The 25,182-nt window shown below is 37.5% G+C and carries 24 protein-coding genes and 1 riboswitch; of the genes, 8 read left to right on the forward strand and 16 right to left on the reverse strand.

Annotated elements, in window-relative coordinates; all coding sequences use genetic code 11:
• The first annotated feature begins 64 nt into the window (after positions 1-64).
• Positions 65-1,030, forward strand: a complete 966-nt coding sequence (locus AC2CGN_RS10705; RefSeq protein ID WP_286924604.1) for an AI-2E family transporter — start codon at positions 65-67, stop codon at positions 1,028-1,030.
• Here AC2CGN_RS10705 and AC2CGN_RS10710 read toward each other — a convergent pair.
• The 8 genes from AC2CGN_RS10710 to AC2CGN_RS10745 form a co-directional block, all read right to left on the reverse strand.
• Entirely contained in the window at positions 1,014-1,403 is a 390-nt protein-coding gene (locus AC2CGN_RS10710; protein WP_369593500.1) for an FxsA family protein, read from the reverse strand. The two genes, AC2CGN_RS10705 and AC2CGN_RS10710, sit on opposite strands and share 17 nt — an antisense overlap.
• A gap of 209 nt (positions 1,404-1,612) precedes the next feature.
• Complete coding sequence (gene pyk, locus AC2CGN_RS10715) at positions 1,613-3,373, reverse strand: pyruvate kinase (RefSeq protein WP_286924606.1); 1,761 nt, start codon at positions 3,371-3,373, stop codon at positions 1,613-1,615.
• A gap of 28 nt (positions 3,374-3,401) precedes the next feature.
• Positions 3,402-4,361, reverse strand: a complete 960-nt coding sequence (gene pfkA / locus AC2CGN_RS10720; RefSeq protein WP_286924607.1) for a 6-phosphofructokinase — start codon at positions 4,359-4,361, stop codon at positions 3,402-3,404.
• Between the two features lie 302 nt (positions 4,362-4,663).
• The gene (locus AC2CGN_RS10725; RefSeq protein WP_429989786.1) at positions 4,664-5,626 is read right to left on the reverse strand and encodes an acetyl-CoA carboxylase carboxyltransferase subunit alpha; all 963 of its coding nucleotides are present in this window, start codon (positions 5,624-5,626) and stop codon (positions 4,664-4,666) included.
• Positions 5,619-6,476 (reverse strand): acetyl-CoA carboxylase, carboxyltransferase subunit beta, encoded by an 858-nt coding sequence (accD, locus tag AC2CGN_RS10730; RefSeq protein WP_484513791.1) that lies wholly within the window; start codon positions 6,474-6,476, stop codon positions 5,619-5,621. Before accD ends, AC2CGN_RS10725 begins: the two co-directional genes overlap by 8 nt.
• Positions 6,477-6,497: 21 nt before the next feature.
• Complete coding sequence (locus tag AC2CGN_RS10735) at positions 6,498-7,139, reverse strand: FadR/GntR family transcriptional regulator (RefSeq protein ID WP_286924611.1); 642 nt, start codon at positions 7,137-7,139, stop codon at positions 6,498-6,500.
• A 129-nt stretch (positions 7,140-7,268) separates the two neighbouring features.
• Positions 7,269-10,349, reverse strand: coding sequence for a DNA polymerase III subunit alpha (gene dnaE, locus AC2CGN_RS10740; RefSeq protein WP_484513794.1), 3,081 nt, complete (start codon positions 10,347-10,349; stop codon positions 7,269-7,271).
• A 26-nt stretch (positions 10,350-10,375) separates the two neighbouring features.
• Positions 10,376-11,329, reverse strand: a complete 954-nt coding sequence (locus tag AC2CGN_RS10745) for a DHH family phosphoesterase (protein ID WP_484513796.1) — start codon at positions 11,327-11,329, stop codon at positions 10,376-10,378.
• 90 nt (positions 11,330-11,419) lie between these two features.
• Between AC2CGN_RS10745 and AC2CGN_RS10750 the strand changes: the two genes are divergently transcribed.
• Complete coding sequence (locus tag AC2CGN_RS10750; protein WP_286924614.1) at positions 11,420-11,725, forward strand: YtpI family protein; 306 nt, start codon at positions 11,420-11,422, stop codon at positions 11,723-11,725.
• Positions 11,726-11,778: 53 nt separating this feature from the next.
• On the opposite strand, the gene AC2CGN_RS10755 is transcribed toward AC2CGN_RS10750, so the two are convergent.
• Positions 11,779-13,086: a DRTGG domain-containing protein gene (locus AC2CGN_RS10755; RefSeq protein ID WP_286924615.1), complete on the reverse strand. Its 1,308-nt coding sequence runs from the start codon at positions 13,084-13,086 to the stop codon at positions 11,779-11,781.
• 152 nt (positions 13,087-13,238) lie between these two features.
• The gene (locus AC2CGN_RS10760) at positions 13,239-13,922 is read right to left on the reverse strand and encodes a metal-dependent hydrolase (protein ID WP_286924616.1); all 684 of its coding nucleotides are present in this window, start codon (positions 13,920-13,922) and stop codon (positions 13,239-13,241) included.
• A gap of 306 nt (positions 13,923-14,228) precedes the next feature.
• Between AC2CGN_RS10760 and AC2CGN_RS10765 the strand changes: the two genes are divergently transcribed.
• A complete protein-coding gene (locus AC2CGN_RS10765; protein WP_286924617.1) occupies positions 14,229-15,317 on the forward strand; it encodes a M24 family metallopeptidase in 1,089 nt (362 codons plus the stop codon).
• Positions 15,318-15,400: 83 nt separating this feature from the next.
• Here the strand turns inward: AC2CGN_RS10765 and ald are convergent, their stop codons facing one another.
• Positions 15,401-16,516: an alanine dehydrogenase gene (gene ald / locus AC2CGN_RS10770; protein ID WP_429985870.1), complete on the reverse strand. Its 1,116-nt coding sequence runs from the start codon at positions 16,514-16,516 to the stop codon at positions 15,401-15,403.
• A gap of 429 nt (positions 16,517-16,945) precedes the next feature.
• Between ald and AC2CGN_RS10775 the strand changes: the two genes are divergently transcribed.
• Positions 16,946-17,395 (forward strand): universal stress protein, encoded by a 450-nt coding sequence (locus AC2CGN_RS10775; RefSeq protein WP_283869160.1) that lies wholly within the window; start codon positions 16,946-16,948, stop codon positions 17,393-17,395.
• A gap of 41 nt (positions 17,396-17,436) precedes the next feature.
• Here the strand turns inward: AC2CGN_RS10775 and AC2CGN_RS10780 are convergent, their stop codons facing one another.
• From AC2CGN_RS10780 to mbcS, 5 genes are all read right to left on the reverse strand, one after another.
• Entirely contained in the window at positions 17,437-18,366 is a 930-nt protein-coding gene (locus AC2CGN_RS10780; protein WP_286924619.1) for a class I SAM-dependent methyltransferase, read from the reverse strand.
• Positions 18,367-18,455: 89 nt separating this feature from the next.
• Entirely contained in the window at positions 18,456-18,959 is a 504-nt protein-coding gene (tpx, locus tag AC2CGN_RS10785) for a thiol peroxidase (RefSeq protein WP_054770901.1), read from the reverse strand.
• 136 nt (positions 18,960-19,095) lie between these two features.
• The gene (locus tag AC2CGN_RS10790; protein ID WP_484513800.1) at positions 19,096-19,719 is read right to left on the reverse strand and encodes an RDD family protein; all 624 of its coding nucleotides are present in this window, start codon (positions 19,717-19,719) and stop codon (positions 19,096-19,098) included.
• 12 nt (positions 19,720-19,731) lie between these two features.
• On the reverse strand, positions 19,732-20,745 hold the full coding sequence (gene sppA / locus AC2CGN_RS10795; protein ID WP_429982735.1) for a signal peptide peptidase SppA: 1,014 nt from the start codon (positions 20,743-20,745) through the stop codon (positions 19,732-19,734).
• 194 nt (positions 20,746-20,939) lie between these two features.
• Entirely contained in the window at positions 20,940-22,526 is a 1,587-nt protein-coding gene (mbcS, locus tag AC2CGN_RS10800) for an acyl-CoA synthetase MbcS (RefSeq protein WP_484513802.1), read from the reverse strand.
• Positions 22,527-22,611: 85 nt separating this feature from the next.
• On the opposite strand from mbcS, the gene AC2CGN_RS10805 reads away from it, so the two are divergent.
• From AC2CGN_RS10805 to thiE, 4 genes are all read left to right on the forward strand, one after another.
• Positions 22,612-22,806, forward strand: a complete 195-nt coding sequence (locus AC2CGN_RS10805; RefSeq protein ID WP_484513804.1) for a hypothetical protein — start codon at positions 22,612-22,614, stop codon at positions 22,804-22,806.
• A riboswitch (TPP riboswitch) is annotated at positions 22,775-22,873 on the forward strand. It overlaps the preceding gene by 32 nt.
• A 90-nt stretch (positions 22,874-22,963) precedes the next feature.
• A complete protein-coding gene (gene thiM / locus AC2CGN_RS10810; protein ID WP_429982738.1) occupies positions 22,964-23,719 on the forward strand; it encodes a hydroxyethylthiazole kinase in 756 nt (251 codons plus the stop codon).
• Complete coding sequence (thiD, locus tag AC2CGN_RS10815; protein WP_484513806.1) at positions 23,719-24,543, forward strand: bifunctional hydroxymethylpyrimidine kinase/phosphomethylpyrimidine kinase; 825 nt, start codon at positions 23,719-23,721, stop codon at positions 24,541-24,543. The genes thiM and thiD overlap by 1 nt, the downstream gene beginning before the upstream one ends.
• Positions 24,533-25,165 (forward strand): thiamine phosphate synthase, encoded by a 633-nt coding sequence (gene thiE / locus AC2CGN_RS10820; protein WP_484513808.1) that lies wholly within the window; start codon positions 24,533-24,535, stop codon positions 25,163-25,165. The genes thiD and thiE overlap by 11 nt, the downstream gene beginning before the upstream one ends.
• Positions 25,166-25,182: the final 17 nt, after the last annotated feature.

The raw sequence follows: 25,182 nt of genomic DNA on the forward strand, positions 1-25,182 counted from the left end.
TAAAGAGGTTTTATTGTATATTTTGACATTAATTTAACTTTTGAAATGGGGTGAATTTGTAAAAATGAGGAATATTAAGCATTTTTCGTACGAAAGAACTACTAGTGTTTTATTTTTCATTTTCTATTTGGTAATACTCTGGTTCGTATTGCCTGTTTCATTGGCAATTTTTTTATCTTTTTCGACGTATCCTATCATAAAATTTCTTCACACTTATTGTAGGGTCGCTTATTGGCTTGCAGCAATCATTGTGGAAATTTTAATACTTTCTTGTATCTTTTTTCTTGCTGTTATATCCATCAATAGCGTCATTCATATCTTTCCTGAAATCCGGGATACACTACAAAATTTCCCACTTTTCGATGAATATGAATCCATGTTTATCCAAGTTTTGAAGGAAAAATCATTGTCTATTTTTGATTCGATTTTAATTTATATAGCGAATATTTTTCAATTAATTATGAAGCATGTCATTGAAGTATTTATATTCCTTGTTGCCTACTATTTCGCCCTATTAGAGACTCGGAAATCCCGTTATTGGTTTTTTCGATATGTGCCAAAAAAATATCGCAATGAATGGCAGTCACATTTTTCTAAAGTAATGCAGCTATTTCATTACTTTATATTCGTGGAATTTCAGCTTTTCACGATTACGTTGCTCATACTATGTGCAGGATTTATGCTACTTCAATTTGAACAAGCTATCATTAAAGCTTTTATTGTAGCCTTCGCAGATGTTCTGCCGTTCTTTGGCATTGGTGTTTTTCTTGTACCTATGAGCATTTATTTTTACTTCACGGGCAATACCTTTTTATGTGTTGCCATTTTGGTGTTATATTTATTCGTTCAATTAACAAGGCAGCTAGCTGAATCTATGCTTTGGTCAAATACGCTACAATTACGTACCTTCCACACCTTTTTCATCAGTGCTGCCTCCATTTTATTATTTGGTTTTTATGGTATTTTACTAAGCCCATTTTTTTTATTTTTAGCGGTTAAACTAAAGGAAAATGCTATTTTTGAACGATAATAAAATTCCCTTTTTTCATTTTTTTACGCATCCAATAATAAAAAATTGGTTGGAACATTTTACGAGAAAAAGGCATAAGTAGTAGCAAACCAATTAAATCCGTTAAAAATCCTGGCAAAGCCAGTAATACACCACCGCTAAAAGTTAACACGGTATCAATTAAGGCAGGGCCTGGTGCCTCTCCTCGTGCTATCGTATTTTTAACATTTTGCACAGAATTCATACCTTTATTTTTTACTACATAAATACCTATAATACTTGTTGCAACAATGAGCAATAATGTATTAAAAACACCAATATTTTGACCAATTACTATTAATAACGCCAGTTCGGCTAATGCATAGACAATGAAACCAAGAAAAACTTTTCTCATATTTTTCTCCCTTCTATCTAAAAAGCTATACCTCTTATACGTTATTATAGCCCATTTTGTTTCATTAAAAAAACAAATGAAACATCATGTAGAGAGATCAATCTATTTATATTCAAGCACGCTACGGATGAAGAAGGTTTATGTATGAAAAGTGTTTGTTATGTTTAGAAAAAAGCTCTAGTACAGTCGTTCGCACTAGAGCTCCTTTCTTAAAGAACGCTGGCATGTCCTTTATAAATAACGCCCGTTTCCGCGTCCATTGTGATTTCCTGACCATGACGTATCAATGTTGTAGCTTCTTTTACTCCAACGATAACAGGGATACCTAAGCTCAGACCTACTACTGCTGCATGGCTTGTAAGTCCACCTTCTTCTGTAATTAGACCAAGACAATTTTCAAGCGCTGGCATCATATCACGATCAGATCCAACCGTTACTATAATACATCCGTCTGTATCATAGGCTAATGCCTCTGCTGCATTTTTTGCAACAACCGTTTTTCCTACTACAGAGGCTTTGCCAATTCCTTGACCACGAGCTAGTAAATCTCCAATAATGTGAACCTTCATTAAATTAGTTGTACCTGCTTCACCTACTGGAACACCAGCTGTAATAACAACTGCATCACCATGCGTTACATAGCCATGTTTTAAGCTCTCATCAACTGCTAGCTCTAAAATTTCATCAGTAGTTGTCACGCGCTGACAAACAACTGGATATACTCCCCAAACTAAAGTTAATGTATGAGCTGTATTTGAGGACCCCGTTACGGCAACAACTGGTACACCTGGGCGATATTTCGCAATCATTCTAGCTGTATTACCACTTTCAGTCGGCGCTAAAACTGCCTTTACCCCTAGGTTGATCGACGTATATGCTACAGCCTGAGATATAGCCTCCGTCATATTTGCCTCTTTTTCTCTACTACGTGCAGAAACAATTGCTTTATAGTCTAAAGAGTTTTCTGTACGCTGCGCAATTTTATTCATTGTTTGAACAGATTCCACTGGATATAGACCTGCTGCTGTTTCACCAGATAACATAATAGCATCTGTGCCATCAATAATCGCATTCGCTACATCACTTGCCTCTGCTCGTGTTGGACGTGGGTTTCGTTGCATTGAATCTAGCATTTGTGTAGCAGTAATTACTGGTTTCCCTACTTGATTACATTTTAAGATTAATTTCTTTTGTACTAACGGAACTTCCTCAGCTGGAATTTCTACCCCAAGATCACCACGAGCTACCATTAATCCATCTGACACTAAGATGATTTCATCGATATTGTCGACACCCTCTTGGTTCTCGATTTTTGGGATAATTTGAATATGACTGCCACCATTTTGTTCAAGTAGCTCGCGAATTTCTAGCACATCCTTCGCACGACGCACGAACGAAGCTGCGATAAAATCTACATCTTGCTTAATGCCAAATAAAATATCCTGTGCATCCTTCTCTGTGATTCCAGGAAGCTGGACAGAAACACCAGGTACATTCACACCTTTTTTATTTTTTAAAATACCCGCATTTTCAACAATTGTATGAATAAGACCTTTTTCCATGTCTGTCGCTAAGACACGTAGCTGAATAAGTCCATCATCTAACAAAATAATAGAGTTTTGTTCTACATCCTCAATCAAACGATCATATGTGACAGAGAAGCTAGTCTCTGTACCCTCAACCTCGGTCATTGAAATATCGATTACTTGACCTGCTGATAGATGTAGCTCCCCGTTTTTCATATTATGTGTACGAATTTCAGGACCTTTAGTGTCGAGTAATATCCCAACTGGCTTTCCTAATTTCTGTGCAACTTCACGAATTAAATTAATACGTACCTCATGCTCCTCATGCGAACCATGTGAAAAGTTTAAGCGGGCAACATTCATACCTGCCTCAATCAGTTTTTCTAAAGTTTCTGGCGACTCACTTGCCGGACCAATTGTACATACGATTTTAGTTTTTCTCATTTTCTGCCCACTCCGTTTTTATGCCAAATTATATTGATAGTTCTTTCATTAACGTATATAAACTTACATCTGCCTCATGATTTTTTTCGAAAGCTTCAGGCATATCATAGTCAATTACTTGATGATTGCGAATTCCTACCGCTCTGCCAGACTTTCCTTCCATTAGTAATTCAACTGCATGAGCACCGAATTGACTTGCCAAAACACGATCACGTGCAGTAGGAGAACCACCTCGCTGAATATGGCCCAAAACAGAAACACGTGTCTCTTTCCCCGTTTTTTCATTTAACAATTTTGCCAAATCACTGCCTGACATGACACCCTCAGCAACAATAATAATACTATGCTTTTTACCTCGAGCTGCTCCTCGATCTAAGCGTGCCACAATATCATCTAAATTATAATCTTCTTCTGGAATTAAAACTGTTTCAGCACCAGCTGCAAGACCTGCCCATAAAGCAATGTCACCTGCATCTCTTCCCATTACCTCTACAATAAAGGAGTTTTCATGAGAGGTTGCTGTATCACGAATTTTATCAATGGACTCTACAACAGTATTTAGTGCCGTATCAAATCCTATTGTGTATTCTGTGCCCGGTACATCATTATCAATTGTTCCTGGCACACCAACAACAGGGAAGCCTTTCTTCACTAAATCCATAGCACCTCTGTAGGAACCATCACCACCAATAACAACTAAACCTTCAATTCCAGCTGCACGCAGGTTGTCAATACCACGCTGTTGGACTGCTTCTTCTTTAAATTCAGGACATCTCGCTGAATTTAACTGTGTACCACCTCGTTGGATTATGCCACCTACTGAACCTAAATCAAGGGTCTCCATGTAACCTTTTACTAAGCCTTCATAGCCATGCTTAATTCCGACAACATCGATTCCATGAAATGCTGCCTTACGAACTACTGCACGAATAGCTGCGTTCATTCCTGGTGCGTCTCCACCACTTGTTAATACGGCAATTTTTTTCATTGTCGAACCTCCTGCAGTTACTATTATTATTCACATTAACATGAAAAAACAAACTATGTAAGGGTTCTAAGACTATAAAAACATAACTTTTACATAAAAAATAAAAAGAATGCGCTTTCACACACTCTTTCCATTCAAAAACATCCGAAATCTAACATTTTTTCAAGAAGTCTGGCGTTATTTTTGCGCTACTATCTTCTTATATCATAAAAGCTTTTTCATTATTTAAAGACAAAATTAATCTCTTTACGAGCAGATTTCAACTATCGAATCTGATTCTAAAATTTAATTACAAAATATTTTTATACTTCTGATTCTGTATATTGACCTATTTTTTTAAATTTCTCATAACGATCTTCAACTAATTGTTCACCATCTAAAGAATTTAATGCTTTCAGTGTGTCACTTATACATTCCTTTATATAAAGTGCCTGTTTTGCTACATTGCGATGTGCACCACCTGTAATTTCTGGAATGATGCCATCAATGACACCTAGCTCCTTTAAATCAGGTGCTGTTATACGCATTGCCTCCGCAGCTTGTTTTGCAAGGCTTCCATCACGCCATAAGATGGATGCTGCTCCTTCAGGAGAGATAACAGAATATGTTGAGTTCTCTAACATAAAGACCCGATTAGCTACCCCTAATGCAAGTGCACCACCGCTACCACCTTCGCCAATAACAATGCTGATGACTGGTACTTTTAAGCCTGCCATCTCAATCAAATTTCTAGCAATTGCTTCGCTTTGACCTCGTTCCTCAGCTGCCTTACCTGGGTACGCGCCTTTCGTATCAATAAAGCATATAATCGGTCGTTTAAATTTCTCAGCCTGCTTCATTAATCGCAATGCTTTTCGATAACCTTCTGGATGTGGCATACCAAAATTACGACGGATATTTTCTTTTGTAGATTTTCCACGTTGATGTCCGATAATTGTTACCGGCTGTCCTTCAAAAAATGCAATACCTCCAAGAATGGCTGCATCATCACCAAACGTCCGATCCCCATGCAATTCTATAAAATTTTCGCACATCGCTTCTATATATTGTAATGTCGTTGGTCTTTCTGGATGTCTAGCAACCTGCACACGATCCCACGGCTTCATATTGGCGTATATGGATTGCTCTAGCTGAGTCAGACGAGTTTCAAGCTTTTCAATTTCCCCTGTCATATCTACATCTGCTTCAGCAGCTATTGATTTTAATTCATCTATTTTTTCACGTAATTGTATTACTGGTTCTTCAAAAGCTAAATTTTTAGGCATGTTGTACGCCGCCTTTCGTATGAATTTTTACAAGTACTGCTACTTGATCTCGCAAATCTTTACGAGGGAAGATGGCATCAAGTTGACCATGCTCTAGTAAAAATTCTGCTGTTTGGAAATCATTTGGTAATTTTTCTCTAACCGTTTCTTCAATAACACGACGTCCAGCAAAGCCAATTAATGCCTGTGGTTCCGCAATATTAATATCTCCAACAGATGCAAAGCTTGCCGAAACACCACCTGTTGTTGGGTGTGTCAATATGGAAATAAATAAAAGCCCTTGTTCACTATGACGTTTTAATGCCACGCTCGTTTTCGCCATTTGCATTAATGATAGAACGCCTTCCTGCATGCGCGCTCCTCCACTAGCAGTAAAAATAATAAACGGTACACGCAATTCAGTAGCCCTTTCAACAGCTCGTGTAATTTTTTCTCCAACAACTGAGCCCATGGAGCCCATACGGAAATGAGAATCCATAATTGCTACGACAATTTCTTCTCCGTCTAATGTTCCTACTCCTGTCAATACAGCCTCATTTAAGCCCGTTTTTTGTTGGTCCACAGAAATTTTTTCTACGTACGCTGGGAAATTAAGTGGATTACTTGTTTGTAAATGATCATCCATAGAAACAAATGAGCCTTCATCTAAGAAATAATCGACGCGCTCCTGTGCAGTCATTTTGAAGTGATGGCTACATTTTGTGCATACTTTATGATTTTTCTCTAATTCCTTCGTTAATTGAATATGGCGGCATTCAGGACATTTTGTCATCAGTCCTTCTGGAAATGCCTTTTCTTGACCGCTCTCTTTCTTTTTCTTATTACCACTAAATAAGCTACGTATTGCCATGTTTGACTCCCCCTCTGTTGTCTAAATGCTTTGTTCAGTATTCATCCACTGTTCGTAAGCTTTTAATGCTTCTTTTTCATAGCCTAGCTGCATCGATTTCAACATTGTTTGAATAATTAACTTTTCCTCTTCTGTTGAGTTTCGATTTAAACGATCACCATCATAAGCTGTTAATTGAAACCAGATTTTTAAAGACAGTCGATTTCCTGCCGTTATTATTAGCTCTCGTAAAATATCCCGACAATTTACCGTACCTTCAATTTCTAGTTTCACAAAAAAACTGTCCCACACAGGTAGTATGCGAAGAATCTCTGTACAACTTATTACGCGGATAGCTTCCTTTTCATGAATTTGCCGCGTTAATTCGACATCCTTTTTTGATTTTTCATCTTCTAATATAAACATCGACAGTATTTCTACGAGCTGATGTTTATGTGTTGATGCTAGAAAAGTACCACCACCATGTCTTGTTTCAATCAGTCCGAGCAATTCTAAACTTCGCAATGCCTCTCTTACAGAGGAACGTCCGACACCTAGACGCTCTGACAGAACTCGTTCGGAAGGTAGCTTCTCCCCAGCTTGTATTTTTTCTATTTTTATGAGTTGACGTAATTGTTGGACGATTTCTAAAAACACTTTCTTTTGTTCGGTCTTTTTATCCATACGACTAACTCCCCTTATCAAAAAGTGGTCTGACCACTTTTAACGTTGTTTCTAGCTTACAAAATAACTGATGAAATGTAAAGAAAAAACTGCATAAAATTTATGCAGTTTCTAAATTCTTGTTTCATTTTATATTTTTTTCGTCGTTTGTGCGTGTTTTACTTTCACCTGCGGCTTTCCAAATCTTCTTTCCACTGTACCCTCAATATAAAGTATTTCATCCTCCTTTAAAAAGTCCTGTACAAGCTGAAATACTTGTGGAAATAGGGTGATGGACACTGCGCCATATTCGTCTTGAAGCTGAGCAAAAGCCATTTGCTCACCTCTTTTTGTACGAATTTTTTTTATCTCTTCAATCAAGCCAATCACTTTGACATAGGTTCCATCTCGTGTATGTTTTAACTCTCTGCATGTAACATTGGTATCCGGCCAGAAAGCTCGCTCTTCTGATACAGGATGTGCTGATATATAAAAACCTAAAACTTCCTTCTCGCGGATCAGTTTTTCTTTTTGCGTCATTTCTTGAGCTTGCATATATTTTGGTTTACCAAAGCTAAAAGCAGTAGCTGATGCCCAGTCAATATCCTCTGTAGGTCTTAATAGCTCTGCATGCTTCAAAGCTGCTTCTACAGTCTTAATAAGTACAGCACGATCTTTCTCCAAATAATCAAGGGCTCCAGCAAAAATTAAAGATTCTATTACTTTCGGTTTAAAATGCTGAGCACTTAAAGCAACTGCTAGATCAAATAAATTATTCAATGCCTCTACATTCGATTGTCGTATGGCCTTAACCGTCTCAATAAAGGGATGAGGAACACCTTTAATTCCTGATAAGCTATAACGAATGCCATCATTTTCTACAGTGAAATATTTAGTACTATGTTTTAATGAGGGTGGGTAAAAAATTATACCCTGCTCTTTGGCTTCATTCACAAGTTGCTGAATCTTTTCCGCATTTCCTGTTGCATTTGACAATAACGCTGCATAAAAGCTTTTTGGATAATGCGCCTTTAAATAGGCCAATTGATAGGAAATAACACTATATGCAACCGCATGGCTTTTAGGGAAGCCATAATCCGCAAATCGTACAATCAGTGCATATACTTCTTCTGCTATATGAATATCGTAACCTTGCTTCATCGCTCCATTGACAAATACAGCACGTTGCTCCTCTAAAACTTGGCGATTTTTCTTGCTGACCGCTCGACGCAGTAAATCTGCTTGTCCCATCGAAAAGCCTGCCATTATCGAGGCAATTTGCATGATCTGTTCCTGATAAACGATCACACCAAATGTCTCTTGTAAAATCGGCTCTAACACAGGATGTGGCATAACCACTAATTCTTGTCCTGATTTCCGTCTTGCATAAATTGGAATAAAATCCATTGGACCTGGCCGATATAAAGCATTGACTGCTACGATATCTAAAAAATGAGTTGGTTTAATGTCCCGTAAAGCTTGCTTCATGCCTTCAGATTCCAACTGAAAAATCCCTAATGTATCTCCCCTTTGAAGAAGTTGGAGTGTTTTTTCATCTTGCATCGGGATTCGTTCAAACTCTATCCATGGTCCCTTTGCTTTATAAATTGACCAGCGTATCTGCTCTAAAATTGTTAAATTACGCAAGCCTAAAAAGTCCATTTTCACAAGACCACATGCTTCTACATCACCCATTGGCCATTGCGTACAATAAATATCATCATGCCCCTTCTCAATAGGCATTGTATTGACCAAGGGAGATGGTGCTAATACAACCCCAGCAGCATGCGTAGAGGAATTTCTTGGCAAGCCCTCTAATTTCAAAGCTACTTCTAACCAACGACGATGCTTTTCATTCTCTGCTATCCAGCCTTGTAAGCCCTGTGACTCTGCTACCGCTTTTTGTAGCGTCATTCCAGGTTTATTAGGAATCAATTTCGAAATCTTTTCTAATGTTTCAGCTTCGAAGCCTAAAGCTCGAGCTACATCCCGAGCCACAGCTTTTGCAGATAATGTACCAAATGTAATAATCTGCGCGACATTTGCCTTACCATATTTGTGTGCAACATATTGTATAACCTTTTGTCTTTTATTATCTACAAAATCTATATCAATATCTGGCAAAGAGATACGTTCTGGATTTAAAAAACGTTCGAATATTAATCCATATGCTAGAGGATCTACTTGTGTTATAGAAAGACTATAGGCTACAAGTGATCCCGCTGATGAACCCCGGCCTGGTCCCGTTAAAATTTGATTTTCTTTGGCATATCGCATAAAATCTGCAACAATTAAAAAATAATCCGCAAAGCCCATTGAACAAATAATTTCAAGCTCATATTGTAGTCGCTCTCGATAAGCAGGTGGTATTTCATGCTCATTGAAGCGCATTGTTAATCCAGTATACGCCTCCTTGACAAGTAAGTTCTCAGCTGTTTCTCCTATTGGCACTGGAAATTTTGGCATTTGCACAGGCATATGTGGAATTTTGGCCGTACAGCTAGCTAACATTGCTGCGCTCGCTTCAAGCCATTCAGGATGATCAGCAAACCAGCTGCTCCATTCACTCTGCGTTGGCACAAAATAACCTTGCAAAGCAGGTACCTTTGTATCTGTGCATTTTTCACCTGTATCAATAGCTCTTACTACCTCGTAAGCAAAGTGGTCTTCAGGTCGTAGAAAATAACAACTTTGTGAAGCGACTAAAGGAACGCTTTCGTTTTTACACCATGTAACACAATCCTGTTCTTTTTCTGCTATCATCCCTGCTGGTCTAGCAACACCCATAAATAAATGCTGACCAAATAATGCTTTTAGTGCATTTGCTGCCTCTGTCCAATGCTCAATTTCCGTTATGTCATTAGAGGAAAGCAATGCTATACAGCCTGCTGCATACCCTTCTAGCCATTTCCAAGGTAAAACTTCATCCTCTCTTATCGAAACAGCACTACTAATCTTTAATAAATGCTGATAACCTTCTTGTGTCTTTGCATATAAAACTAATGGAATTTGTAGCTCCTGCCATTGTATGTTTACAGAAAGACCAATTACAGCATGAATATTTGCTTGCTGTAATGCCCTACAAAAAGGCAAAAGCCCATACAATTTCGAATTGACGATTGCACAGGCCTGCGTTTTTTGCTCTTGTAAAAAAGGGATCAATTGTTCAAGCCGAATCGTGCTTTTCAATAAATCCGCGCTCGTATGCATTTTCGTATATACATGTGTCAAATGAATCCCTTCCTTTCCTGATCTTGTTAGTTATTTGAGCGGTACGTTTGACAAATTGCCTGTAAACGATTTATCACACGATCCGCTTCCTCCCATGAATAAGCAGTTGCACCTGAAGCTAATGGGTGTCCCCCACCATTGAATTCCTTCGCTAGCGTATTAATAACAGGACCTTTCGAGCGTAAACGTACTCGAATTTGTTCCCCCTCCTCAATAAACACAACCCATGCACAAATACCTTTCACACTACCAAGGCTGCCTACTAAAAGAGAAGCCTCAGATGGTACAGCATCAAAATCTGTTAGCAATTCCTTCGTCAGCTTTATATATGCTGCGCCATGCTCATCCATTTCAAAATTTTGATAGATATAGCCCTGTAAATTTAGTAATTTTTGTTCCATTTCATACATGCCATTAAAAATCTGATTTCTATCAAAATCATATGTAATGAGTTCTGCAGCAATTTTAAACGTTTTCGCTGTTGTACTTGGAAATTGAAATCTTCCTGTATCACCCACAATACCAGCAAATAGCAATCTTGCAGCTGCACTAGATAGCGACCAGTTGACTGCATTGCGCCCTTCCTCAAAAAGCTCATAGATCATTTCACTACAAGAGCTAGCTGTCGTGTCCACCCACAATAAATCGCCATATGCATCATCATTTGGATGATGATCGATTTTAATAACCATTTTACCCTTTGTATAGCGTTGGTCGTCAACACGTTCAGTATTTGCAGTATCCGTAACAATTACTAAAGCATTATCATAAACATCATCAGTAATCTGATCAGGCTGTGCCATAAATGTTAAAGAATCATCATGCTCACCTACAGCAAAAACCCTTTTTTCTGGATAGTTGGTTAAGATTAATTCTTTTAAACCTTGTTGAGATCCATAAGCATCTGGATCTGGACGTACATGACGATGAATAATAATTGTCTCATATAAAGCAATTGTGTCGATGATTTGTCGTTTCAATATATTTTCCTCCAAAATGATAGTAATAACCGTTAGCATTTTTCATCAATAATCGTTACAATAATGTCTAGTTATGCTAGGAGGTTTACTATGCTCAATTTAATTTTTGTGTTTGCCATAATCATATCATTTGTTTTTTATTTTTACTTTAAAACAAAACAATTCCGTTCTCCATTACCGATTGCAAAAAAATGGTACAAAAGCAGAGCGAATGTAAGTTTCGGTGCTTTTATACTTTTTTTTGGTTGTAATCAAGCTTATTTATTCCCTGGATTATACACATTTATTATTGTAGCAATTCTTGTCGTTTTAGGCATCTTTGTTATTATTGAAAATATTAAAAAAGCTCGACACTACGGTCAATTTGTTGAAGAGGAGTACCGTATCAATCAATAAGCAAAAAAATAAGGGATGGCCTAATATTTCCACTAGGCCATCCCTTTTCCAGCTTAGCGCTCCAAGAGTTGGAACATCATCATTGCCTTCCCGACTAACATTTGCTGATTAAACACTTCGAAGTCCATTTTCACAAATTTACGACTCATGTCTAAAATTCGAGGTTTTACAGTAAGTGTACTTTCCATTTGTACAGGCTTGATGAAATAAATCGTCATGTTTTCGGCGACGGCATCGCCTCGCTTACGGCGCTTTAATGCAAATGAACCAACTTCTGCTAATAAAGTTGTAAATGCTCCGTAAGAAATCGCCCCATATTGGTTTGTCATTTGAGGTGTTACTTTAAACTCAACGATTAGTTCTTCATCACCAAGAACCTTCATTTCATTTTTTACTAAATCATCAATTGTTTCTCCATGCTGAGGCTGTCTTTGTGCAAGCTGAAGTGCCTTAAGCACATCTTGCCGGCTAATCACGCCTTGTAAAATCGTATCATCATCAACGATCGGTAACAAATCAATGCCTTCCCAAATCATACGGTGACCCGCAGAAGCAACACTCATTTTCATGGATCCAGCAATTGGGTTTTTAGTCATTACTTTTTCAATAAGCTCAGTTTCTTCTCGACCGATTACGTCTTTTACAGTAATCATCCCGACAAGCTTATTATTGGCTGTCACTACTGGAAAGGCACCATGAGTAGTTCGCTCATTTAGCTTTTGGAAATGATGAATTGTTTCATCATTTTTTAGGACAGCTGTATCTGTCATCGGGACATAGATATCCTCAATAAATAAAATATCCTTTTTGATTAATTGATCATAAATTGCTCGATTAATCATCGTCGCTACTGTAAACGTATCATAGCTCGTTGAAATGATTGGTAAATCTAATGAATCTGCAAGCTGCTTATTATCCTCCGTTGTGTCAAAACCACCAGTAATTAAAACAGCTGCACCAGCTCGTAGCGCATTCTCATGGGCTTTAATACGGTTTCCGACGATAAGCAAGCTTCCTGCATCTGTATAGCGCATCATATCCTCTAATTGCATCGCACCAATCACAAATTTTGTCAGCGTTTTATGTAGTCCTGATTTCCCACCTAAAACCTGTCCATCGATTATATTGACAATTTCAGCAAACGTTAAGCGTTCAATATTCTCTTTCTTTTTCTTTTCAATACGAATTGTTCCAACCCGTTCAATGGAGCTAACTAAACGGCGATTCTCCGCTTCCTTAATAGCACGGTATGCAGTTCCTTCACTAACTTGCATTTCTTTTGCAATTTGACGTACTGAAATTTTATCGCCCACGGGTAGTGATTCGATGTATTGTAAAATTTTCTCATGTTTTGTAGACAAAATATCACCTATTCCTCAAGCATCATTTCTGCTCTTAGTGTACCATATATTTTATAAAAATATTTAATATAAAGTGATGAATTTGTTTAACTTTCCCCATCGTTTCAACTATGTACGTGGTGTCAATTTATATAGTACAGCAGTGTCACTGTTTAGGAACAGTTTACTTTTTCACCGGCTTTTAAAATTTGTACCTCTGAATTTTGCACTAGCTCCGCAAAAATTTGTGGATCCTGCTCGATTGGAGGAAATGTATTGTAATGAATTGGTACGACAATTTTCGGCTTTAAAAATGCAACTGCACATGCAGCATCCTCTGGCCCCATTGTGAAATTATCACCAATTGGTATAAAGGCAATATCAATCGGATGGCGCTCACCAATTAATTTCATATCACTAAATAGCGCTGTATCTCCTGCGTGATAGATTGTCAATCCCTCAATAAATAATAAAACTCCTGCTGGCATTCCCATATAAATTATTTCATTATTTTCAGTTACATAGGAAGAACCATGGAATGCTTGCGTAAATTTCACTTTACCAAAATCAAATTCTCTTGCCCCTCCTATGTGCATTGGATGCGCTTTCACGCCTTGCCAAGAAATCCAATTGGCCAGCTCATTTGGTGCAATAACAAGTGCGTCTTTCTTCTTTGCAAGCTCTACCGTATCACCAACATGATCATTATGTCCATGCGTCAATATAATAATATCTGGTGCTTCTTCCGCAACCTTTAAATCTGTTTGCCCATTCCCATTAATGAATGGATCAATCAATATTGTTTTCCCATGAGTTTGAATTTTAACAACGGAATGTCCATGATAGCTTATCTCCATTTTATAATTCCTCCTTGCACTATTGTTACGAATCCATGTGTCGAAAAGGCCAATTGGTAACTGGTAATTAGTAAGCTACTGATTACTATTACACAATATGCCCCCTTTAATTTTTATTCGCTATTCATGCGCGTTTTCCCTTTTTTTGATATGCTTATAGGGAGAATTGTTGTCTTATCTTAACAGACTTTACCCGATTAAGAGACAATTATTCATTAGCAAAGGAGATGACCCGCTCAAAAGTAGAAGCCTCACCAAGCTTCAACAGTAAAAAAATCTTTTAAGCAACAAGAGGAGGAAATGTCTATGTCAAAGGTAGAAGAAATTCAAAACTATTTACAACAAAACCAAATTGATGCTGCTTTCGTAACAACACCTGATAATGTTTTTTACGTTTCTGGCTTTAAAAGTAATCCACATGAGCGATTACTGGGCGTGATGATTTTCAAAAACGCAGAGCCTTTTTTAATTTGTCCAAAAATGGAGATTCCAGATGCGAAGGCTGCTGGCTGGTCATACGAGGTAGTTGGTCATCAAGATACGGAAAACGCCATGGAAGTTCTTGCCCAAACTATAAAAGATCGAAATGTGAATCCATCAGCTTTTGCTATTGAAAAGACTCACCTTATTGTAGAGCGTTTAGAGGCACTACAGCAATCATTCCCGGAAGCAAATTTTGTCCGTCTTGATGAAAAAATCAATGCTATGCGTGTTATTAAGGATGAACATGAATTAGAAAAATTACGTAAAGCTGCTGAACTTGCTGACTACGCAATTGAGGTCGGTTGTAAGGAAATCGCTGAAGGAAAAACAGAAATGGAAATTGTAACAGCTATTGAAAGTGCTATTCAAGAAAAAGGCTGTAAAATGTCCTTCGAAACAACAGTATTGAGTGGACCGAAAACAGCATCTCCACACGGTATACCAGGTTCCCGTAAAATTGAAAAAGGCGATATGGTGTTATTTGATCTAGGCGTAAATTACGATGGTTACTGCTCTGATATTACACGTACAGTTGCTTTTGGTGAACCAAGCGAAGCACAGAAGGAAATTTATCATACTGTGCTAGCTGCCAATACAAATGCCATTGCTGCTGTAAAGCCAGGTGTCCGTGCAATGGAGTTAGATATAATTGCCCGTGACACGATTGCTGATGCTGGTTTCGGGGAGTATTTTACACATCGACTAGGTCATGGCCTTGGCATTTCTGTCCATGAATTCCCTTCAGTGACAGGTACTAATGAACTGATTATGGAAGAAGGAATGGTCTTTACAATTGAACCAGGTATCTACAAATCTGATGTAACAGGTGTCCGTATTGAAGATGACGTGGTTGTTACAAAAGATGGAGTTGAGGTGCTGACGAAGTTCCAAAAGGAATTAATTGTGCTTTAATATTCCTAATTACATTTAATCCAATCAAAAAAGGAAGCACCATGAGTTTTCTCATAGTAGCTTCCTTTTGCTTTTTCAATTAATTATTGAAGTAATTCATCTACATCAACAAATGGCAGACCTTGAGAATCAGCTACCGCCTTATAAACAAGTTGTCCATCTAACGTATTTACACCTTTTTTCAATGCAGGATTATCAAGACATGCTTGTTTATATCCCTTATTGGCGATTTGCAGTGCATAAGGAATTGTATTATTTGTTAAAGCAATAGTTGAAGTACGAGGAACAGCTCCTGGCATGTTTGCTACTGCATAGTGCACGACACCATGTTTAACATAGGTTGGATCATCATGTGTTGTCACACGATCAGATGTTGCAAAAATTCCACCTTGATCAATTGCAATATCAACAACTACTGAGCCTGGTTGCATAGACTTAATCATTTCCTCAGAAACAAGCTTAGGTGCCTTAGCCCCAGGAATTAACACTGCTCCAATTACTAAATCTGAGTTTTTCACGGATTCCGCAATATTATAAGGATTAGACATTAATGTTTGAACATCACGACCAAATAAATCCTCTAATTGACGTAAACGCTCTGGGCTCAAATCAATTACTGTTACATCTGCGCCCATACCAACAGCTATTTTTGCCGCATTTGTTCCAGCAATACCACCACCAATAACAGTGACTTTACCGCGTGGTACACCAGATACACCGCCAAGTAGAATTCCTTTTCCTGCATGGTTTTTCTCTAGGAACTGTGCCCCAATTTGCGTTGCCATTTTACCTGCAACTTCACTCATTGGTGTTAATAGTGGTAAGGAACCATTTGCTAATTGAACTGTTTCATAAGCAATACCAACAACTTTTTTATTTAAAAGAGCTTGCGTCAGTTCGATTTCTGGTGCTAAATGCAAATAAGTGAATAGGATTTGCCCCTCTTTGAAGTAGTCATATTCTGATGCAACAGGTTCTTTTACCTTCATAATCATTTCTTGTGACCATGCCTCTTTTGCTGTTTCAACAATGTGAGCACCTGCTGCCTGGTAGTCTGCATCTGTAAAGCTTGATCCTAAGCCTGCACCTGTTTCAATGAACACTTCATGACCAGCATGTGTTAATGTAACAACTCCAGCGGGTGTCATTGCTACACGATTTTCATTGTTTTTAATCTCTTTTGGAATACCAATTTTCATCTTTCCTATCCCCTTCCATTGCCTAAGAAATTAGCATCATTTTTGTAAATACGATTTTTTCCGTATTGATGCACCCCTTGCCCTTCCATATTACCAAAAATAATCAAATAATGCTTTAAATAAAGCGATTACAGCTAAAATTAATAACATTTCCAAAATACAAAATTTTCAAATTACTAACACTACATTTAAGTTGGTATTCAAAAAATGGACACTCACCATTTCTATTAACGAAATGTAATCTTCGTTTTTATAATGGATTTCAAGTTGGAAGTACAGTTCTTTGGACAAAATTATATGAGGGAAATTGATATTTTAGCAGTTTCACAATAAAAGCCTTCACTTTTTCACATTTTTTCTTTCGGAAAGTATTTCCTTTAGAAAATCATTTGGTATAATCAGAATATATAAATCAGGGAGGTAATTCAAATGGCTAATCATTATAAAAGCATTGTAGTTGCAGTAGACGGTTCTAAGGAAGCAGAATACGCTTTCCGTAAATCAATTGACGTGGCAAAACGTAACGAAGGTGCTGTGTTAAACCTAGTAAATGTTATTGATACACGTTCTTTTGCTGCAATCGAAGCTTATGATCGTTCAATTGCCGAGCGTGCTCAAGCATTCTCTGAAGAATTATTAAATGGTTACAAAAAACAAGCTGAAGATGAAGGCTTAACGAACATTAACCTTGTAATTGAATATGGCTCACCAAAAAATATCATTACGAAAGAGCTTTCTAGCATCGTAGACGCAGACTTAATCATCTGTGGTGCAACTGGTCTAAACGCAGTAGAACGCTTCCTAATCGGTTCGGTATCTGAAGCAATTGTACGTTCAGCAAAATGTGACGTACTTGTTATCCGTACGCCAGAAAAATAATTAGTACATAAAAAGGTATCCAATTTTGGATACCTTTTTAATTATTTATCTTCGCGCCACATTTTCACTTTTTCAAAGAACATCGCTAGCGCTTGTTTATTTTGCATATTTGGTACCTTTGCCAGCAATACCTCTTTCGGTGCCCTAAACTCCTGCCCCTGCTTTTGCAAAATAACAATGCTTTTCTCAAGGGCTTTGTTAGCAAACATTGTATCGGGCAGCTGAATAATTGCTTGAATCCAAGCATGCTTCTGGATATATTTATGCAATTGCTTAGATTGCTCTGAGTCAAAAAGATGGGATGGCGCAAGGAAGAATAAATAGCCCCCATCCTTCGTGTAGTTAATGGACTGCTCAATAAACAAGTGATGTGCAAAACTCATTCCTTCTGAAGGACATAATTCATAATTCAATGCCACTTCCTCGTTCGGATAATAACCAACTGGTAGATCACAAACAATTGCATCCACTGGATTTACTAATAAATCCTCTAAAGCATCTTGACGGTATAATGACACAGGCTGCTCTGTCAAATCAGCTGTTGCTGCGGCTAAACGAATAAGCAGCTCATCAATCTCGACACCAGTAGCTTCTATCTTTCCATCTAATAAATTCATAACTGTTAGTAGTAAATTCCCTGTACCAACCGCAGGATCCAACATAGCGATTTTTTCTGTTGCTAGACGATCTGCAAAAATCTGCTCCACAAAATAGCCAACTAATAGACCAAGTGTATCCGGTGTCATTTGATGATTAGGCTGAGAACCTTTTCTCATACCCTTTAAGATAGCAATTTGAACTGCTTTTCGTACATCTTCCTTAGTTGCACCTTCTTGAGAAAAATCAACTACTCCATCTAGCCACGCCTCTAAACCATCCAAAACTCCTTCAAGCAAAGTAATATCTTGTTCTTTTTCTATTTTCTCAGCATGTTCATTCAGCATACCAAATAACTTCTCAATATTTTCCATAGATAACTTCCTTTCACGCAGAAAAGAGCCGTGACAAAACCTTGTCACAGCCCCTTTGTCTAGTAATATCTTAGCCTAAAAGCAGTATTTTATGCTAGTGCTTTGACAGCTTCAATCGCCGCTTCATAATTTGGATGGTCTGTTGCCTCTGGTACATATTCCACATATGTCACTTTGTCATTAGCATCCACCACGAAAACTGCACGCGTTAGAAGACGTAATTCTTGGATGTATACCCCATAGGCTTCCCCAAATGAAAGGTCACGGTGATCTGAAACTGTTTGAACTGCATCAATCCCTGCAGCACCACACCAACGTTTTTGAGCAAACGGAAGATCAACAGATACTGTATAAATTACAACATTGTCTCCTAAGTTTGCTGCTTCCTCGTTAAAACGACGTGTTTGGGCATCGCACACACCAGTATCTAATGATGGTACAACACTAAATAAACGAATTTTTCCCTCAGAATCTTTCAATGTAACAGGTGAAAGGTCGTTCGCTAATACTGTGAAATTTGGTGCTTGATCTCCAACCTTTACTTCGTTACCAATAAGTGTTACTGGACCATTTTTAAATGTTACTTGTGCCATATAAACGCCTCCTAATCATCATATGTACATAATATTACTAAATGAAGGGAATTGTTTGCAACTAAGACAACTCCGTAATTCAATTTCAAGCACCATAAAAAAGAGCTGTCCCATTTACTTGAGACAGCTCCAATTGCTATTCCTCTTTTTTTTCTTCAAGAATGTCTATGTCTTTTTCTATGAGAGGTTCAGTTGTAAGACTATCCTCTTTGATTGGGAGTGGAGGTTGTGTTAATTCCTTTTCAATAAACGTATTTTCATGCACAACAGTTGTATCCGCAAAGAAATCATGTAAACCTTTATTGTCAGGTAAAATAACGACAAGAATATATAGTGGCATAAAAATATTACAAATTATTCGCCCAATCCAATCACGAAATATCACATCGGACCAGGTAAGTTTATCATGCTTTAGTGAAACCACACGTAATCCAAATACCATTTTCCCTAATGTTTGCCCAAAAAACTTTGTCATCAGGACGAAATAACTATAATAGAGGATAGCAGTGATTATTGAAATGGGTGCATACCATACTGTTTCAGATAATGACCAATCCATTACATAAAAAATAGGGTTAATGAAAATGCCACCAACTGCTGTAATAATAAATCCATCTAATAAAAATGCCCAAAAACGGATCCAAAATCCTGCTGTTTTTTTAGCGTAGTTTTTATTCATAATCGTTTTTTCGGATTGATCAATTAGTAACGTATTACTGAGAGAGGATGAACCTTGCATAACAATTTCATGGTTTGTCATTGTGCTCCCCCCTTAGTATTCGCCGTATAAGTACATCATTTTTGGTGCTTTATAATCTGTCATGATTTTCATCAGCATTTTTTCCTCAGTAGATGGACCAAAGACAGATCCAATCTTCATGCCAACATATGACTGCCAGCCACCCATTTCATATGAATACTCAAATAATTCAGCATCTTGTAAACCAAAATCTTCGCGTAATGCAGTAATCGTGGCTTCCTGATCACCAATTTCATCAATTAAGCCGGATTCAAGTGCCTTTGTACCACTTAGTATTCGACCATCAGCAACTTTTTTAACTTCTGCTTCAGACATGTTACGTCCTTTTTCAACAATATCAACGAATTCCTCATATGATTCATTAATCATATCCTGCATCATGGCACGCTCTTCTGCTGTTACTTCCCGCATAGGACTTAGCATGTCCTTATGCTCACCAGATTTAAACGTCTCATACTTAATACCAACTTTTTCTGCCAAAGCCTGATAATTAATTGATTGCATAATGACACCTATTGAACCTGTTATTGTATCACGTTGTGCAAATATTTTATCGGCTGGTGCTGAAATATAGTAACCTCCTGATGCAGCCATTGAATCCATAGAAACATAAATTGGTATTTGTCGCTCTTCTTTAATTTTTAATAGTCTTTTATAAATTTCTGCAGATTCTTTAACACCACCACCTGGTGAATTGACACTTAAAACAATACCTTGTATCGAATCATCATTTAAAATATTATCTAATTGCTCTAAAAAGAATTGATGGTCATATGCTACTGGTTGCCATAACGAACTTGAGCCAATATCTTGTATTGCTCCATCAATCTTTAAATAGGCTATCCGCTTATCCATATTACCATTTTCGATAACTGTCTCCATAACTGACAAATCATTTCCAGCCATTATGCTGTCAAAATTACCAAAGAAATCTGATTTAAAAATTGCAAATACAGTGTTGATACCTAAAGAAAATACAAGTAATACACCTGCAATAATTAAAGCAGTCCACCTTTTTACATTCATGTCTTTCCGCCTCCTCTACACGTTATACGAATAACTTTCTAATATGTTTCATTTTTTTGCAATACTATTTATAAGTTTGCTAATTAATATTACCGAATATCATAAAAAAATCAAAGCTCAATAAAAATTCATGAACTTTGATTTTCGACATTATTTCCTAGGAAATTATTTTTCGACAAAAAGTAAATCTATAACTATTTAATATTACATTTATTTTTTTCTTGTTGACGCAATTCAATACGACGGATTTTGCCTGAAGAAGTCTTTGGCAATTCTGTTACAAATTCAATGGCCCGAGGATATTTATATGGTGCTGTTAAAGCTTTTACATGATTTTGAAGTTGTTTAATAAGATTATCATTTCCTATCTCTCCATCATTAAGTACCACAAATGCCTTTACAATATTTCCTCGAACTTCATCTGGACTTGCTACAACTGCCGCTTCTTTTACTGTAGCATGTTTGATGAGAGCGTCTTCTACTTCAAAGGGTCCTATTGTATAGCCGGATGAAATAATAACATCATCTCCTCGCCCCTCAAACCAAAAATAACCATCTACATCTTTATATGCTCGATCACCAGTGATATACCAATCTCCTCTAAATTGTAAGCTGGTACGCTCAGGGTCATGTAAATATTTTTTAAATAACGCAGGCGTTGCACGATGAACAGCAATATCGCCTACTTCTCCAACTGCAACAGGATGTCCAAAATCATCTATAATTTCTACTGTATTTCCTGAAGTTGGTTTTCCCATTGAGCCAATTCTAGCCTCCATACCTACCATTGTTCCAACCAGTAATGTATTTTCAGTTTGCCCATAGCCATCTCTTACCTGTAAACCGAAAGTATCCACAAACATTTTTATTACATCGCTATTTAGAGGCTCTCCTGCTGAGACAGCTTCACGAACACTTTCTAAATTAAAATCTTGTAAATTTTCTAGTGCAGCCATAAATCGATATTCAGTTGGTGTACAGCACAGAATATTAATATTGAATTTCTCTAGAAGTGTAAGATATGTTGCTGCATTAAATTTGCCTTTGTACACAAATGCGGTTGCACCACTTCCTAATGTAGCGAGGAATGGACTCCAAATCCATTTTTGCCAACCTGGAGCTGCCGTAGCCCAAACAATGTCATCTTCCTGTACGCCTAACCAATTTGGAGCTGTTGTTCGTAAATGTGCAAATCCCCAGCTATGTGTATGTACTGCTGCCTTAGGATTGCCTGTTGTACCACTTGTATAAGCTAAAAATGCCTTGTCTGAACTTTTCGTTGGCGTTGAACTTATGTAGTCTGTTGGTTGTTCTTGCATTTTTTGAAGTAATGACTGCCAAGGTTCGTGAGCAGTACCTATTACGAATTGCTGCAAGCCCTGTAAGTTTTTCACATTATCAAATTGCTCAATATATGGCTCATATGCAACAATGCCCTTTGCATGAGCGTGGTTTATACGATATTCTATATCCTTCGCTCTTAGCATTTCTGAACTAGGAATAATTGTTATACCAGCTTTTAAAGCAGCAATATAGACAATATAGGCTTCTACTGATCTAGGCACCATCACGATAAGTACATCACCTTTTGTTAAACCTTGTTTTGTAAAAACATGTGCTGCCTGATTTGCCTTTGCCAGTAAATGTGCGTATGTAATAAACTGAACATCATCATTTTCATCATAAATAATGAGCGCATTCTTGTTTGCATCCTGTGCATATTTTTCAATTTCCTCTGTAATATTGTACCATTCAGGTGCAATTAAATCCTGTCTTTTCATGGCAAATGCCTCCCTTATGCTATGACTCATTATAAAACTCCATTTTTATCATTTTCAATGGTTCGCACTCTATTTTAGAAAAGTCATGACAACTATCATACTTTGCTATATGGCATCAGTCACGTTCATCAATCAATTTCGCCTAGGTGTAATTGTAGCTGTCGCTACAGAACTACATTTGCTAAATGAAGATAAAAACTATCTATTGAACAGGAAAGAAAAGTATGGTACATTTTGGTCAACTAAAAGCAAGATTGCAGGGGGACTCATTTGGAGTTGAGAAGGTAAAACCTGACCCTTTGAACCTGTTAGTTAATACTGACGTAGGGAGCAATTCACATCTAATTCATTGATGAAAGGCTCTTTTGCGTGTATTTTTTGCACAAAAAAGAGCCTTTTTTGCATGCTTACGTCCATCCAACAAAGGAGGACTTAAAATGGTTTTTCAAACTATCCGTAAAAAAAGCCCACTAATTCATTGCATTACAAATTATGTAGTGGCAAATTTTCAAGCAAACGGGCTTTTAGCAATCGGTGCCTCACCAGTTATGGCTGATGGCAATGACGAGGTTGAGGAAATGGTTGCAATTGCCTCAAGCTTATTAATAAATATTGGTACCCTTAATGACAAAACGAAAGAATCCATGATACTTGCAGGAAAAAAAGCCAATGCACTTGGCATACCAGTAGTGTTAGATCCAGTTGGCGCTGGAGCCACAACTTACCGAAAACAAACCGTAAAGCAACTATTAGAAGAGATTGAATTTGCAGTAATTCGCTGCAATATTGGAGAGCTTGCCGCAATTGCCAACGTAAAATGGCAGCAAAAAGGTGTAGACAGTGGAACAGGTTCCATTTCCTTAGAGGATGAAGCAAAAAGAATTGCTCAGTTGTATCATTGTATAGTGATTGTCACAGGTGAAAAAGATTTCATAACTGATGGAAATCACCAACAATGGATTACAGGCGGAAATCCTCATATGACAGAGGTCACCGGTACTGGCTGCTTATTAAGTGCCATTTGTTGCGCTGCTTTTGTATCTGACAATCAGCCCTATAACCAATTAGTAGATGTACTAAGATGTTATAAAAAAATTGCTGAACAAGCCGGTTCTACTACACAATACATCGGTGATTTTCAAATTGCTGTATTGAATGAACTATATCGTCTTTCAAAGGACGGTGAACGATAATGCAGGTTGTTACGACAATTGCTGGATCTGATAGTGGCGGCGGTGCTGGTATACAGGCTGATTTAAAAACCTTTCAGGAATTAAAGGTGTTTGGAACTTCTGTCATTACAGCTTTGACCGCACAAAATACACTTGGTGTATCAGGGGTAATGCCCATTGAGGCAAGCTTTGTTGAGCAACAACTACAGGCACTATTGGAGGATTTCCCAATTAGTGCTATGAAAACAGGCATGCTATTTTCCTCAGCCATTATACAAACTATTGCACAAATAATGGCTAATACCAAAGTTCCACTTATTGTAGATCCTGTGATGATTGCAAAGGGCGGAGAAAGCTTATTACAACAAGATGCCATTGATGCTATCATTAATCTTCTACTGCCAGTGGCAACCATTGTGACTCCGAATATTCCAGAGGCCGAAACGCTTACTGGCAAAGAAATTAACACTTTAGCTGATATAAAAGAAGTAGCCAAGCTCTTGCTACAAACTGGAGTACAATGTGTCATTATAAAAGGAGGTCATTTAGCAGATAAGAATTTTGCCATTGATTATATATTTTTTAAAGATGGACATTCTTTTTCTATGCAAACTCCTCGTATTTCATCAAAAAATACACATGGTACTGGCTGTACGTTTTCAGCAGCCATAACTGCTTTTTTGGGCAGTGGTCTTCCTATAAAAGAAGCAATTATCGAAGCAAAAAAATTTATTCAATTAGCAATAACGTATGATTTAGCTCTAGGTAATGGGCATGGGCCGACAAATCATTTTGCCTATCAAAACTATAAGGAGAGCTGTGAGGTGATTATTCATGAATCGTAAGGATTTACAGCTATATTTTATAATGGGCACAGGTAATGTTATCCATCAGAAGCCAATACAAGTTCTTGAAAAAGCTTTACAGCATGGGATCACCATGTTTCAGCTTCGAGAAAAGGGACCTCGTGCATTAACAGGACAAGAATATGAAAATTTTGCTCGTCATTGTCAAAAGCTTTGTCAGCAGTATAATGTGCCGTTTATTATCAATGATGATGTAGAGCTTGCAGTAAAACTTAAGGCAGATGGAATCCATATTGGTCAGGAGGATTTCCCTGTATCTAAAATTCGTAAAAAAATTGGAAAGATGATACTAGGTGTTTCAGTTCATTCTCATGCTGAATTGGAAACTGCTCTACAATATGGAGCAGATTATGTAGGAATTGGTCCCATTTTTGCAACTACATCTAAAAGCGATGCGAAAACGCCAAGTGGAACAAAATTTTTGCAGGGCATACGCATTGAAAATCCTGAGCTTCCCATTGTTGCAATTGGAGGCATAAATTGTTCAAATGGACAATCAGTTATTGATGCTGGTGCGGATGGTATCGCTGTTATTTCTGCTATTTGTGATAGTGAGGATATTTCCCAGACAATAGCAACGTTTAAATCATTTTTTATTTAGGATAATTAAACTAAATG

It is taken from the genome of Lysinibacillus sp. DFXJR4, assembly GCF_057196045.1.

Bases quoted from the DNA above. Each gene is read 5' to 3' on its own strand.
- AC2CGN_RS10705 (WP_286924604.1), top strand. From the start codon at position 65: ATGAGGAATATTAAGCATTTTTCGTACGAAAGAACTACTAGTGTTTTA.
- AC2CGN_RS10710 (WP_369593500.1), bottom strand. From the start codon at position 1,403: ATGAGAAAAGTTTTTCTTGGTTTCATTGTCTATGCATTAGCCGAACTG.
- pyk (WP_286924606.1), bottom strand. From the start codon at position 3,373: ATGAGAAAAACTAAAATCGTATGTACAATTGGTCCGGCAAGTGAGTCG.
- pfkA (WP_286924607.1), bottom strand. From the start codon at position 4,361: ATGAAAAAAATTGCCGTATTAACAAGTGGTGGAGACGCACCAGGAATG.
- AC2CGN_RS10725 (WP_429989786.1), bottom strand. From the start codon at position 5,626: ATGCCTAAAAATTTAGCTTTTGAAGAACCAGTAATACAATTACGTGAA.
- accD (WP_484513791.1), bottom strand. From the start codon at position 6,476: ATGGCAATACGTAGCTTATTTAGTGGTAATAAGAAAAAGAAAGAGAGC.
- AC2CGN_RS10735 (WP_286924611.1), bottom strand. From the start codon at position 7,139: ATGGATAAAAAGACCGAACAAAAGAAAGTGTTTTTAGAAATCGTCCAA.
- AC2CGN_RS10750 (WP_286924614.1), top strand. From the start codon at position 11,420: ATGCTCAATTTAATTTTTGTGTTTGCCATAATCATATCATTTGTTTTT.
- AC2CGN_RS10760 (WP_286924616.1), bottom strand. From the start codon at position 13,922: ATGGAGATAAGCTATCATGGACATTCCGTTGTTAAAATTCAAACTCAT.
- AC2CGN_RS10765 (WP_286924617.1), top strand. From the start codon at position 14,229: ATGTCAAAGGTAGAAGAAATTCAAAACTATTTACAACAAAACCAAATT.
- ald (WP_429985870.1), bottom strand. From the start codon at position 16,516: ATGAAAATTGGTATTCCAAAAGAGATTAAAAACAATGAAAATCGTGTA.
- AC2CGN_RS10775 (WP_283869160.1), top strand. From the start codon at position 16,946: ATGGCTAATCATTATAAAAGCATTGTAGTTGCAGTAGACGGTTCTAAG.
- AC2CGN_RS10780 (WP_286924619.1), bottom strand. From the start codon at position 18,366: ATGGAAAATATTGAGAAGTTATTTGGTATGCTGAATGAACATGCTGAG.
- tpx (WP_054770901.1), bottom strand. From the start codon at position 18,959: ATGGCACAAGTAACATTTAAAAATGGTCCAGTAACACTTATTGGTAAC.
- AC2CGN_RS10790 (WP_484513800.1), bottom strand. From the start codon at position 19,719: ATGACAAACCATGAAATTGTTATGCAAGGTTCATCCTCTCTCAGTAAT.
- sppA (WP_429982735.1), bottom strand. From the start codon at position 20,745: ATGAATGTAAAAAGGTGGACTGCTTTAATTATTGCAGGTGTATTACTT.
- mbcS (WP_484513802.1), bottom strand. From the start codon at position 22,526: ATGAAAAGACAGGATTTAATTGCACCTGAATGGTACAATATTACAGAG.
- AC2CGN_RS10805 (WP_484513804.1), top strand. From the start codon at position 22,612: ATGACAACTATCATACTTTGCTATATGGCATCAGTCACGTTCATCAAT.
- thiM (WP_429982738.1), top strand. From the start codon at position 22,964: ATGGTTTTTCAAACTATCCGTAAAAAAAGCCCACTAATTCATTGCATT.
- thiD (WP_484513806.1), top strand. From the start codon at position 23,719: ATGCAGGTTGTTACGACAATTGCTGGATCTGATAGTGGCGGCGGTGCT.
- thiE (WP_484513808.1), top strand. From the start codon at position 24,533: ATGAATCGTAAGGATTTACAGCTATATTTTATAATGGGCACAGGTAAT.